Origin of the sequence: Marinimicrobium locisalis (assembly GCF_039822625.1) — a bacterium.
Lineage (GTDB): Bacteria > Pseudomonadota > Gammaproteobacteria > Pseudomonadales > Cellvibrionaceae > Marinimicrobium > Marinimicrobium locisalis.
Genome location: NZ_JBDLLG010000002.1, coordinates 77,677 through 90,483 on the forward strand (window position 1 = coordinate 77,677; position 12,807 = coordinate 90,483).

12 protein-coding genes are annotated in these 12,807 nt (G+C 56.2%); 7 read left to right on the top strand and 5 right to left on the bottom strand.

The annotated features are described in order from the left end of the window. Positions 1 to 17 precede the first annotated feature (17 nt). Positions 18 to 389 carry an AHH domain-containing protein gene (locus AAE514_RS18545; protein WP_430623871.1) on the top strand — a complete coding sequence of 124 codons (372 nt, stop codon included), beginning with the start codon at positions 18 to 20 and terminating at the stop codon, positions 387 to 389. A gap of 1 nt (position 390) precedes the next feature. Then, positions 391 to 1,008, top strand: coding sequence for a hypothetical protein (locus tag AAE514_RS02110; protein ID WP_347329849.1), 618 nt, complete (start codon positions 391 to 393; stop codon positions 1,006 to 1,008). 241 nt (positions 1,009 to 1,249) lie between these two features. On the opposite strand, the gene gyrB is transcribed toward AAE514_RS02110, so the two are convergent. The 4 genes from gyrB to dnaA all read right to left on the bottom strand — a co-directional run bounded on the left by gyrB (position 1,250) and on the right by dnaA (position 7,497). Further along, complete coding sequence (gyrB, locus tag AAE514_RS02115) at positions 1,250 to 3,670, bottom strand: DNA topoisomerase (ATP-hydrolyzing) subunit B (protein WP_347329850.1); 2,421 nt, start codon at positions 3,668 to 3,670, stop codon at positions 1,250 to 1,252. Between the two features lie 15 nt (positions 3,671 to 3,685). After that, positions 3,686 to 4,795: a DNA replication/repair protein RecF gene (recF, locus tag AAE514_RS02120; RefSeq protein WP_347329851.1), complete on the bottom strand. Its 1,110-nt coding sequence runs from the start codon at positions 4,793 to 4,795 to the stop codon at positions 3,686 to 3,688. A gap of 22 nt (positions 4,796 to 4,817) precedes the next feature. Further along, a complete protein-coding gene (gene dnaN, locus AAE514_RS02125; protein WP_347329852.1) occupies positions 4,818 to 5,921 on the bottom strand; it encodes a DNA polymerase III subunit beta in 1,104 nt (367 codons plus the stop codon). Between the two features lie 64 nt (positions 5,922 to 5,985). Further along, positions 5,986 to 7,497 (bottom strand): chromosomal replication initiator protein DnaA, encoded by a 1,512-nt coding sequence (gene dnaA, locus AAE514_RS02130; protein WP_347329853.1) that lies wholly within the window; start codon positions 7,495 to 7,497, stop codon positions 5,986 to 5,988. A gap of 405 nt (positions 7,498 to 7,902) precedes the next feature. Between dnaA and rpmH the strand changes: the two genes are divergently transcribed. The 5 genes from rpmH to mnmE are packed head-to-tail and all read left to right on the top strand — an operon-like array spanning position 7,903 to position 11,769. After that, complete coding sequence (gene rpmH, locus AAE514_RS02135; protein WP_024461782.1) at positions 7,903 to 8,037, top strand: 50S ribosomal protein L34; 135 nt, start codon at positions 7,903 to 7,905, stop codon at positions 8,035 to 8,037. A gap of 43 nt (positions 8,038 to 8,080) precedes the next feature. Continuing rightward, complete coding sequence (rnpA, locus tag AAE514_RS02140; RefSeq protein ID WP_347329854.1) at positions 8,081 to 8,461, top strand: ribonuclease P protein component; 381 nt, start codon at positions 8,081 to 8,083, stop codon at positions 8,459 to 8,461. A gap of 4 nt (positions 8,462 to 8,465) precedes the next feature. Further along, positions 8,466 to 8,714, top strand: coding sequence for a membrane protein insertion efficiency factor YidD (gene yidD, locus AAE514_RS02145; protein WP_347329855.1), 249 nt, complete (start codon positions 8,466 to 8,468; stop codon positions 8,712 to 8,714). Between the two features lies 1 nt (position 8,715). Then, a complete protein-coding gene (gene yidC, locus AAE514_RS02150) occupies positions 8,716 to 10,401 on the top strand; it encodes a membrane protein insertase YidC (protein WP_347329856.1) in 1,686 nt (561 codons plus the stop codon). Between the two features lie 3 nt (positions 10,402 to 10,404). Beyond that, positions 10,405 to 11,769: a tRNA uridine-5-carboxymethylaminomethyl(34) synthesis GTPase MnmE gene (mnmE, locus tag AAE514_RS02155; protein WP_347329857.1), complete on the top strand. Its 1,365-nt coding sequence runs from the start codon at positions 10,405 to 10,407 to the stop codon at positions 11,767 to 11,769. Between the two features lie 21 nt (positions 11,770 to 11,790). Here the strand turns inward: mnmE and AAE514_RS02160 are convergent, their stop codons facing one another. Beyond that, the gene (locus tag AAE514_RS02160) at positions 11,791 to 12,333 is read right to left on the bottom strand and encodes a DUF924 family protein (protein ID WP_347329858.1); all 543 of its coding nucleotides are present in this window, start codon (positions 12,331 to 12,333) and stop codon (positions 11,791 to 11,793) included. Positions 12,334 to 12,807 lie beyond the last annotated feature (474 nt).

A 12,807-nucleotide genomic window follows, 5' to 3' on the forward strand; every position in this document is an offset into this window, starting at 1 on the left:
CAGGTGGGTCAATTTAGATGGCCATTAACACAGGTGATCCGAGGCCCTCTTCACGTTGTGATGCGCACGCGATTATTTCCGGCGGCCACCGGCGCTCCATCGTGCCTCGCGGCGTCCTGGCCTGGATGAAGATTCGAATTGACGATCCACATAACGGGTGCTGGTTGCCCCGAGATTGGGACGACCGCTTGCATGTTCCACGATACCTCCGCCAGGCAATTCCCCATCGACGTATTCATCACCAACACTACTATGAGTGGCTTGGTGCTCGTATCAACCCAAATATCATTCAGTCCTCAAAGCAGCTCATTGAGTCTCTGAGGGGTGCCCGTCGACAACTTCAGGATGGGACAGTACCTCCCGCGGTAATTCCGAGAACAGGACGGTAATATGCTTTATCGAGTGCTTTTTGACGCGAACCGCTACCGTCTTCCCCTATGGGACCAGGACCAGATCGCCCGGTATGTTTCCGATGACGATATTGAGCATTTGATCGATATGAACGGTGCCCCGATTTCCCACAAGGGCGTCTTCCCCGAACCGCTGAAGATGTCATTCGAACCCCGATTTCCCGGAGACAAGAAACTCGAAATCCCGGACATCGCGATTCTTGAAGGCCGTTTATACCTCAACGCCAAAGCTCTCCAGGTTCTCAAACCCTTGCTTGAAGCCGACGGAGAGTTTTTGGATCTGGTCGACGAGCGGGGGGAGCCTGGAGCGCTTTTCACCCCAATGCACGTTGCCGAGGACGTAGAGGCCATTGATTGGAACAAAACCGTCCTTTCTGATTGGGCGGGCTTTGAGCACCTGAGTTTCCACGAGAACAAAGTTCATCCATGGAGGGTGTTTAGAACTCGAAAGGACGGCTATCAGGGACTCTTTTGTCAAGAAGATCCTGTAGTAAAAGCGATACGGCAATATGAACTGACCGGTGCGTACATTACGGAAGACCTAGCTTCGATACACCCCATAGCATTTTCTGAGGTTGCATCAGGGAATATCAGTTAGACAATAGCGGAGGTGCGGCTACAAATGAGAATGAGCTCAATTCGCCGATCTTAAGGGACATCATCTGCCGCGTCCCTAAAGCTAGGGTTGATACATCTACATCGAATCCTAGGTCCAATTTAGTTAAAAAATACTTTAAGCTCTTGATTCTATTGTATATTTTTCGCTTCCTTGCGAGAAAATACTGTGTCAGGTTATGCGATAAAGTGACACTTTATGTGGCTATCAACAAAGGTTTTCGTTAAACATCCAGGTTCGCCACCGCCAACGCATTGGACTCAATAAAGTCCCGCCGCGGCTCCACGTGGTCGCCCATCAGGGTGGTAAAGATCTGGTCAGCGGCAATCGCGTCCTGAACCGTAACCCGTAGCATGCGACGGGTTTCGGGGTTCATGGTGGTGTCCCACAGTTGGTCGGGATTCATTTCGCCCAGGCCCTTATAGCGCTGAATGTTGTAGCCTTTGCGGGACTCTTTCATCAGCCATTCCAAGGCTTCATCGAAAGTGGTGACGGACTGAGTCTTTTCACCACGCTGAATATAGGCCCCTTTCTCGATCAGGTTGACCAACTTTTCACCCAGGGCCAAGATGGCCTTGTACTCACCCGAGGCGAAGAAATCGTGGGTGAACGGATAATGAGTGGATAGGCCGTGGGCGATAATTTCCACTTCCGGCATAAACAGATGGCGTTCGGTGTCTTCGCGCACGGTAATCATATAGCGCTGACTGCCATCGCGGCTGTCCAGACTCAGGCGAGCCAAGAGCTGGTCACACCATTGCTGCATGTGCCCCTGGTCGGCCAAGTGCTCGGGGCTCAGAGATGGGAGATAGACCATCTGCTCCAGGATTTCGCTGGGATAGAGCCGGGATAGACGGTCGATGGTGTCCATGACGTCCCGGTACTCGTACACCAGCTTCTCCAGCGCTTCTCCGCTGATTCCGGGCGCGTCGGCGTTGATGTGCAGGCTCGCCCCCTCCAGAGCTGACTGGGTCAGGAAGGCGATCAGAGCGCCCTCGTCCTTCAGGTATTGCTCGAACTTGCCTTTGCTGATTTTGTACAGAGGCGGCTGGGCAATATAGACGTGGCCGCGCTCAATCAGCTCGCGCATTTGGCGGAAGAAGAAGGTCAGTAACAGGGTCCGAATGTGGGAGCCGTCGACGTCGGCGTCCGTCATGATGATAATGCGGTGGTAGCGGAGTTTTTCCGGGTCAAACTCCTGCTTGCCAATGCCACAGCCCAGGGCGGTAATGAGGGTGCCCACTTCGACGCTGGAGAGCATCTTGTCAAAGCGGGCCTTTTCCACGTTCAGGATTTTACCTTTCAGCGGCAAAATGGCCTGGGTTTTCCGCGCCCTGCCCTGCTTGGCGGAACCGCCGGCGGAATCACCCTCCACCAAGTATACCTCGGAGAGAGCCGGGTCTTTTTCCTGACAGTCGGCCAGTTTGCCGGGCAGACCGGCGATGTCCAGCGCGCCTTTGCGACGGGTCATTTCGCGGGCCTTTCGGGCCGCTTCCCGAGCCCGGGCGGCGTCGATCATTTTGCTGACGACGGCTTTGGCTTCGTTGGGGTTCTCCAACAGGTATTCACCGAATATCTGGTTCATTTCCTGCTCGACGGCCGTTTTGACCTCGGAGGAAACCAGCTTGTCTTTGGTCTGAGAGGAGAACTTCGGGTCGGGCACTTTGACCGAGATAATGGCCGTCAGCCCTTCTCGGGCATCGTCCCCGGTAGTGCTCACCTTGGCACGGGCGGAAAGGCCTTCGCGTTCGATATAGCCGTTGAGTGTGCGCGTGAGCGCTGCCCGGAAGCCTGCCAAGTGGGTGCCGCCGTCGCGCTGGGGAATGTTATTGGTATAACAGAAAAGGTTCTCCTGAAAGGAGTCATTCCATTGCAGGGCAATTTCCACCCCGATCCCATCTTCCCTCTCGGCCGACACGATATGAACAGTTTTGTTGATCGGCGTTTTGTTGGTATTCAGATGTTCGACAAAGGCTCTGAGACCGCCTTCGTACTGGTACACCTCTTCTTTCGCCGTACGCTCGTCTTTCAGAACAATACGCACGCCGGAGTTCAGGAAGGACAGCTCCCGTAGGCGCTTGGCCAGCAGCTCGTACTGGAATTCGATGTTGGTGAAGGTCTCGGCTGAGGGTTTGAAGTGCAACTCAGTGCCGGAGCTTTCGGTGTCACCCACGACTTCCAAAGGCTTTTGCGGTACACCGTGCTTATAGATTTGCTCGTAAACCTTGCCATTGCGGCGGATAGTCAGCTTCAACTCTTCCGAGAGCGCGTTCACGACGGAAACGCCCACGCCGTGCAGGCCACCGGACACTTTGTAGGTGTTGTCATCGAACTTCCCGCCGGCGTGCAAGACGGTCATAATCACTTCCGCAGCGGAGACGCCCTCTTCGTGCATTTCTGTGGGAATACCGCGGCCATTGTCGGACACAGAGACGGTTTCGTTCGGGTGGATAACCACGCGGATTTCCGAACAGTGGCCGGCCAGAGACTCGTCAATGGAGTTGTCGACAACCTCGAACACCATGTGGTGCAGGCCCGACCCGTCGTCCGTATCGCCGATGTACATACCGGGCCGTTTGCGGACCGCGTCCAGTCCCTTTAGGACCTTAATACTGGACGAATCGTAATTCTTCTCTTCTGCCATAACCTAGCTCCGATTTCACTGCAATGCTGATTCCGCCTCAGCGGAAACAGTGCCGTGTTCCACGTGGAACAATTTTGTCGTTACCTCTGCCCGGTCTCGCCAGTCCGCCAGAAGCGGCTCCCTTTCGACACCGGTGATAAAAACCTGGGTATTCAGTCGCTCGAGCCATTCAACCAGAGTGGCACGATGATTAGCGTCTAACTCCGCGGGTAAGTCGTCTACGAGATAGATGCACTGCCCTGTCGTTTGTTGGGCGTAGACGTAGCCTTGGGCGATCTTGAGCGCGCACACCACCAGCTTCTGCTGGCCTCGGGAGAGTACGTCTGCTGCCGGCTGGCCTTCGACGTTGATCCGTAAATCCGCTCGATGGCTTCCCGACTGGGTGTATCCGAGCTGCCGGTCTCGTTCGAAATTGTCCGCCAACACTTGCTGGTATTCTTTCGATTTATCCCAGCCCCGCGTGTAGGAGATACTGACACCGGGAAGCGGTATAAATGCCTCCAACAGAGACAAAAACATCGGTTCGAATAGCTCGATACAGCGTAGTCGACATTCGTGAATGCGCTGCGTCAGCTCTATCAGCTCTCGGTCCCAGACCGCCAATTCACTCGGTTCTATTCTATCACGTCGCAGGAGGCTGTTGCGTTGTTTCAGGCAGCGCTGCGCATTCTTCCAGGCCGGGAAGAAGGAAGGTTCCACGTGGAACACCAACCAATCCATAAACTGACGGCGAATCTTGGGGCTACCCTCCAGCAAGAGAAAAGTGTGGGCATCGATAACCTGTACTGGAAGGACCGAGGCCAGCTCCGCCACCGACCCTACTGGCTTACCACTCACTTTAAAGCTGACGTCACCATTACGGTGGCGCTCCATTCCCACGGGAAACTCGGCACCACCGTGTCGCACCTGGGCAAATAGGGTGAAGCGGTCCCGCTCCCACTGAATCAGCGGCTTGTGCTTGTGGCTGCGAAAGGAGCGTCCGAGAGAGAGGGTGTGAATGGCTTCCAGCACGCTGGTTTTGCCGGAGCCATTTTCTCCATAAATGAGATTAATGCGCGGAGACGGCCTGAGGTTGACCGCCTCCAGGTTGCGGAGGGTGTGGATACCAAGACGGGATAGAGTCATAGAAGGCGCCGAAACGCCTCAATCAAAGGCGCATCGGCATAACAACGTACAGGGAATCCCCCTCTTCGGGCTCCTCCAGCAAGGCACTACTGTTGGCGTCCGATAGGGTCATCTTGATGTGATCAGAGGAGATGACGTTGGCCACGTCTTGCAGATAGCTGACGTTAAAGCCCATCTCCACGGACTCTCCAGTGTAATCCACCGCCACCTGCTCTTCCGCCTCTTCCTGTTCGGGGTTGTTAGCGACGATGGTGACCAGACCGTCATCCAGAAGCAGGCGGACCCCACGATACTTCTCGTTAGACAGAATCGCTGTGCGGGCAAAGGCCTGCTTGAGCTCCGTGCGGGGCCCAAAAACCACTTTATTGCCCCCGCGCGGCAACACCCGTTCATAGTCTGGAAACTTGCCATCCACAAGTTTGGAGGTAAAGGTATAGTCCCCGGTACCCACGCGGATGTGGTTGGCACTCAAGGTAATGTCCACCGTGTCATCCACGTCATCCACTAGCCGGGACAGCTCCAGAACGCCTTTACGGGGCAAAATCGCCTGAATCGTGTCCTCCGCCGCAACGGGTACGGGGCGAGTGCACATTGCCATCCGGTGGCCGTCGGTGGCCACCGCACGGACCTGCCCTTCCCGGACCTCCCACAACATGCCATTGAGGTAGTAACGAACATCCTGCTGAGCCATGGCAAAGGCCGTGCGCTCGATCAGACGCTTCACTTCCCGTTGCGGGCAGGCGAACTGTAGGTCGCTCGGCCCGTCTTCTACGTTGGGGAAGTCGCTGGCGGGCAAGGTAGAGAGGGTAAACCGACTGCGGCCGCTTTTGACCACCATCCGCTGCTCGTCCTGAGCAAACTCAATCATGGAGCCATCGGCCAGGGAACGGCAAATATCCACCAGCTTGCGAGCCGGCACGGTGACTTCCCCCGCGTCAGAGGGCTCGTCGAGCCCTACCCTGGCCACAATCTCCACCTCCAGATCCGTGCCTGTCAGCGACAGCTGCTCCCCCTCTATCGCCATCAACACGTTCGACAAAACGGGAAGGGTTTGGCGGCGTTCGACCACACCGGCCACCAACTGCAGGGGTTTCAACAAGGCCTCTCGGGACACGACAAATTTCATGATGGGGTCTCTTCCTATTTATCCTGTAAGGAGTTTCTCGGAATCGGGGATTCCTCGTCGGGTATCAGGTCGTCAGGGAGCGCAGCAGATTCTTCATATCCTCGCGAATATCCGCATCTTCTTCCTGCATTTGTTTAATCTTGCGACAGGCGTGCAGCACCGTGGTGTGGTCTCGGCCCCCAAATGCCTCGCCAATTTCGGGCAAGCTGTGGTTGGTGAGCTCCTTGGCCAGCGCCATGGCCACCTGCCTGGGGCGCGCCACGGACCGGCTGCGACGCTTGGATAATAAGTCGTTCAGCTTGATCTTGTAGTACTCCCCCACGACCCGTTGGATATTATCGATGCCCACCTGCTTGTCCTGCAAGGCGAGCAGGTCCTTCAGCGCCTCACGCACCAGGTCCACGTCGATCGGCCGGCCTGTGAACTGCGCGTTGGCTACCACGCGCTTGAGTGCGCCCTCCAGCTCCCGCACGTTGGACCGAATACGCTGGGCGATGAAAAAGGCCGCTTCGTGGGGTACATCAACCCCCACCTGGTCCGCCTTTTTCATCAGAATCGCGACGCGGGTTTCAAGCTCGGGCGGCTCCACAGCGACCGTCAGCCCCCAACCGAAGCGACTCTTCAGCCGCTCTTCCAACCCATTGATCTCCTTGGGGTAGCGGTCACAGGTGAGAATAATCTGCTGCCCCCCCTCAAGCAAGGAGTTGAAGGTGTGGAAAAACTCTTCCTGGGAACGCTCTTTCCCGGCAAAAAACTGAATATCGTCAATCAGCAGGGCGTCCACCGAGCGATAGTAGCGCTTAAAGTCGTTGATGGCGTTGAGTTGCAGTGCCTTCACCATATCCGCCACAAACCGTTCGGAGTGGAGGTAGATAACCTTGGCGTTGGGGTTTTTGTCCACCAGCGCATTACCCACCGCCTGCATCAGGTGCGTCTTACCCAGACCGACACCGCCGTAGATAAACAGTGGATTGTAGGAGCCGCCGGGGTTCTCCGCCACCTGCCGCGCGGCGGCCAGCCCCAGTTGGTTGGACTTACCTTCGACAAAACTGGTGAAATTGAAGCTACGGTTCAGGTTATTCTTGTGCTTCAGCGCCCCTTCTACTTCTACCTGGCTGGCATTATTCCCGCGCATTTCGCCACCCCCGGCGCTTTCGGGCGCGAGCGCATTACTGCCCATTCGGGTGGACGCCGAACCGGCGGGGGCTGGTCTTTCTTCCTTTATAGGGCGTGCATCGCCAAACGAAGCGCCAGTGCCCGGTTGCCCCTGAGGATACCCGGGTGAGGATGACGGTTGGTTAGCCGGACGACGGGCCGCTCCGGCCGAGCGCGAGCGAATTCCCACTTCAACACTCTGAACCTGACCACTTTGAAAGTCGGCCACCAGCTCGCGGATGCGGTGCAGGAACTTTTCGTTCACCCAGTCGCACACAAAACGATTCGGGGCCAGCAGGCGCAGTTGACCCGGATCCGATTCGGCATCAATTTGCAGCGGTCGAATCCAAGTGTTGAATTGCTGTGAGGGCAATTCATCCTGCAGACTTGACGCGCAAAGCTTCCAGACAGACTCGGGCAAACCTAGACCTCCCCCGGCACCTTATTATTCACAAAAACGGCTGGTAGTTTACTCCCTATAAATAGAGTTATCCACAGTGCGGAGATCTTTTTTTAAACTGATACGCTTTATTAACACTGACTTTTCAATAAGTTATAGATGTAACGACCCTTGCGTTACCCACAGACCAAGGGGTTAAAACCGGTCAACTTTTAACCAACCTTTGTGGATAACCTGTTATTAACCTATTGACACCCTCGGCATAAACTGGAACCCATAAAGAATTCGGACAATTTGCGCCCAAAAGCCGACAAAAACCCTTCAATACGTTGCCTTTACCCGCAATATTCTATAGAATCCCGCCTCCTTTCCCGCCCCTACAGGCGTGCGGGTGACAATCAGGAATTCGAACGGCAGGTTACTTCCATGAAAAGAACATTTCAGCCCAGCGTACTGAAGCGCAAGCGCACCCACGGCTTCCGTGCCCGCATGGCCACCAAAAACGGTCGTGCCGTTCTGGCTCGTCGTCGTGCCAAAGGTCGCAAGGCACTGGCCGTATAAGCGCCCGTCTTTGCGCCGCGCCTTCCCTAGTTGTCAGAGTTAAGTGGCTTCCGAGGCTTTTCCAAAAGCAAACCGGCTGCTTACCTCTGGCGACTTTCAGTCGGTGTTTGCCGACGCCCCCTTCCGCGCCTCTCATAAGTATTTCCTGATTCTGGCTCGCCCCAACGAGCGGAACCATCCCCGTCTTGGCCTGGTCATCGCGAAGAAGCATATTCGCCTGGCGACCGAGCGCAATCGCATGAAACGCTTAATTCGCGAAACTTTTCGCCGCTTACCGCCGACCTCCAGTGGGTTTGATGTTATTGTATTGGCGCGCAAGGGCATGGACACCCTGGAAAACCGGGAGCTACTCGACCAGCTCGACCGCCAGTGGCGCCGAATCGCCCGCAAAGTCACCGCCCATACGAATCCGACGACGGGGTAAGCGCATGCGCTGGCTGGTACTTCGACTCATTTGGCTATACCGCTACCTACTCAGCCCCTGGGTGGGCAACCAATGTCGCTTCTACCCCAGTTGCTCGCATTACGCGGAAGAAGCGGTCGCACGCCACGGCACTCTGAAAGGGGGTTATTTAACGGTGCGCCGGCTATTAAAATGCCACCCTTGGCATCCCGGGGGCGAGGACCCTGTTCCAGCCCACCCCAAACCCACACACCCTACTGATGGCAATAATTAAGATGGATTGGCAAAAACCTCTGTTAATCGCGGCCATGTGCGCCGTCGTCTTCACCCTCGTGATTCGCTGGAATGACTTTCAGCAAACCCAAGCGGAACTCAACCAGCCGAGCGAAAGTGCAAACGCTGCCAGTCAAGCCGCCGAAGGCGACGTGCCCAACGTAGCCCGTGACAGCGAGGAACTTCCAAACGCGCCGGGCTCGTCACAAGACGTTCCGCCAACGGCCAACTCCAGCCCGACTTCCGCCCAAGCAGTGCGAGTACAAACCGACAAACTGATTGTGAAAATCGATCCGCGCGGGGGCGATCTGGTGTACTCGGCGTTGCGAGACCACCATGCGGAACTGAACGAACCCGACAATCCTTACGTGCTGCTCAATCAAACCAGCCTGCAAACCTACGTGGCCCAAAGCGGTTTAGTGGGCGCCAATGCCACCGATACCAGCGAAGGCCGTCCGGTTTTTAATTCCACCCAACAACGCTACTCGTTGGATCAAGGGCAGGACGAGCTGCAGGTGGATCTGACTCTGCAGCAGGGCGACGTCACCATCACCAAACGGTATACCTTTCGTCGGGGTGATTACCAAGTCCAGCTCGACTACTTGATCGACAACCAAAGCGCCCAACCCTGGGAAGCCAACCTCTACGGTCAGATCAAACGGGACAGCTCCGCCGCGGGCGAAGGGCCCGGCGGTTTGTTTGCCATCAAACCGTTCCTGGGCGCCGCCATCACCACTAATGACGAGAAGTACAAGAAACTCGATTTCAGTGACTTGCGGGAACAGCCTTTCAAAACCCAAAACGAAGGCGGCTGGGTGGCGATGGTCCAGCATTACTTTACCAGTGCCTGGATTCCGAACCCTGAGCAGACTCATCACTACCACTTGCGCCAGTTAGGCAGTCGGGACATGTTCCTGTTGGGCTTTACCAGCCCCGCCACTCAGGTCGCCCCCGGCGAGCAGGGCACATTGTCGGCCCGTTTCTATACCGGCCCCAAAGACACCTCTCGCCTGGAAGAGATTTCCCCCTATCTGGATCTGACCGTGGACTACGGCTGGCTCTGGTGGTTGGCGAAGCCGCTGTTCTCCGTTTTGGACTGGTTACACACCTATTTGAACAACTGGGGTCTCGCAATTATTGCTCTAACAATTATTATTAAAGCAGCCTTCTTTAAGCTAAGCGCCACCAGCTACAGGTCCATGGCAAAAATGCGCAAACTCAGCCCCAAAATGGCAGAGTTGAAAGAGCGTTATGGAGACGACCGTCAGAAAATGTCTCAGGAGCTGATGAAGCTCTATAAAAAGGAAAAAGTGAATCCCCTCGGCGGCTGTTTGCCCATTCTGATTCAGATGCCGGTGTTCCTTTCCCTGTACTGGGTCATTATGGAAAGTGTCGAGTTGCGTCACGCCCCCTTCTTTTTCTGGATTCAGGATCTGTCCGTCAAGGACCCCTTCTACGTCCTGCCCCTGTTGATGGGCCTGACTATGTTCATCCAGTTTAAGCTCAACCCCACGCCGCCGGATCCGACGCAGGCGAAGATCATGCAGTTTATGCCGATTATCTTCACCTTCCTGTTCCTGTTCTTCCCGGCGGGTCTGGTGCTGTACTGGGTAACCAACAACACCCTGTCCATCCTCCAGCAGTACTACATTACCCGTCAAATCGAGCGGGAACCGGCCAAAAGCTAAGCCGTGAACCCGAACGCGACCGATACCATCGCCGCCATCGCTACCGCCACCGGGCGGGGCGGTGTCGGTATCGTGCGCCTCTCGGGTCCGACCGCCCGGGCCATCGGCGAACAGATCACCCAGCGAGCGCTTAAGCCTCGTCACGCCCACTATCTACCCTTTCACGATTCCAATGGCCGCGTTCTGGATGAGGGCATCGCGCTCTTCTTTCCCGGTCCGCACTCGTTTACCGGTGAAGATGTAGTGGAACTGCAGGGCCACGGCGGTCCGGTCATTCTGGATTGGCTGCTGCGAGCCGCCACGGTCCAGGGCGCGCGCATGGCCCGGCCGGGGGAGTTTTCCGAACGGGCTTTTCTCAACGACAAGCTCGATCTGACCCAGGCGGAGGCAATCGCCGATCTTATCGATGCCTCTAGCGACCAGGCGGCCCGCAGCGCTCTGCACTCTCTTCAGGGAGCCTTTTCCCAACGAATCGACGACCTGGTGGAAGCGCTAATCGCTCTGCGTATCTACGTGGAAGCGGCGATCGACTTTCCCGAAGAGGAAATCGACTTTCTCAGCGACGGAAAGGTGGCGAGCGATCTGGAGACCATTGGCCAACAGCTTGAGCAGGTGTTCTCTGAAGCCCGCCAAGGGGCCCTGCTGCGGGACGGGATGAACGTGGTCATCGCGGGGCGGCCCAACGCTGGCAAATCCAGCTTACTCAATGCCCTGTCCGGGCGGGACAGCGCCATTGTCACCCACATTGAGGGCACCACCCGGGATGTGCTGCGCGAACATATCCACATCGACGGTATGCCACTGCATGTGATCGACACCGCGGGGCTGCGAGAAACCCCCGATGAAGTGGAAAAAATCGGGGTGGAACGGGCGTGGAAAGAAATTCACAACGCCGACCGCATTCTGCTACTGGTGGACAGTCAAAGCACAGAGGCTACCGACCCCTCCGACATCTGGCCGGAGTTTGTCCGCCAGTTGCCGGACCCCGGCAAACTCACCCTGATTCGCAACAAGGTGGACTTGACCGGAGAAGCCAGCGGAGAGCGATTGGCCGAACCTTTATGCCTAGCGCTGAGCGCCTCAACGGGGGCGGGGATGGCCGAGCTCAAAGCCCACCTTAAAAGCGTCATGGGCTACACCGATACCGGTGAAAGCCAGTTCACCGCCCGGCGCCGCCACCTGGACGCCCTGGAGCGTGCCCGTACCGCCCTGGCCAACGGCCGAGAGCAACTCCACCAGCACGCCGCCGGCGAGCTACTGGCGGAAGACCTGCGCGATGCCCAGGAGTGCCTGAGCGAAATCACCGGACAATTTACGTCGGATGACCTGCTGGGCCGGATCTTTTCGTCATTCTGTATCGGCAAGTAACCCTCCCACCCGCTAAGCGCTTCAGAACGACGAACCGGGCTGCTTGAGAAACGCCTGCTCCTCCTCCGTGCTCTGCCTTCCCAGCAGCTCATTGCGATGGGGATAACGACCAAAGCGCTCGATAATTTCCCGATGGCGGCGTTCAAACTTCAAATTGTGTTCCAGCCCCGGCTGATCAAACAACCGGACCGCCTCCTCATGAATCAAAGCCGACTCGCTGTGCATATAGGGCATATAAAGAAACGCCCTCTGCGCCGGCTCCAAAGACTGATCCGCCTCGGCGGCCACCGCCTCCTGCGCGAGCGCCAGCGCTAGAGCGTCCTGGGCAAAGGCTTCGGGGCGGTCCCGATACAGATTGCGCGAGAACTGATCCAACACGAGAACCTCCGCCAACCTCCCCTCCGGCCGGGCACGCCAATGAGCCAGTTCACAGGCACAGGCGCGCCGGTAAACGTCTACAAAGCGGCGCTCAATTTCACGATCAAAGCCTTTGTTTTTTTGAAACCAGTGTTTGGGTTCGCACTCTACAAACCAAAAATCCAAAACCTCGTTCGCTTTTCCCATCAACCAATCCACCTTACATTGCCAAATATCTTCACGGCATCTTCCTATTTTTGCCTTGAAGCGCCAAAAAAATATCAAACGAATGACTCAAAACCTGCCAACCGAGCCAATAATTGCCCTTTGAACGCCATTACACCCCTCCGCCCCTTAACAGCAATGTCCCCTTTTTAAGGGTGTTATTCACACCTGTGGAGAAGACTTATCCACACTGGTACCGGGCTTGATTAGGCCCACTTAGAACAATTATCCACACTTGCTCACAGGTTTATCCCCTAACTTATTGATATTGCGCCAGTAAATTAATTTTCTGGGGATAACCCTGTTAATCAGTGGGGGTAAAAGCTGACGACGAAATTGGGGATAACTCGACGTTTGCCAAATCCTTGGATAAGTCGCCTTTCTGTCACCAGCTTTCCGGCAGCTTGTCAGCCTGTTACCAGCGCTTTGTCCCGGGGCTTATCATTGCTCCAACCT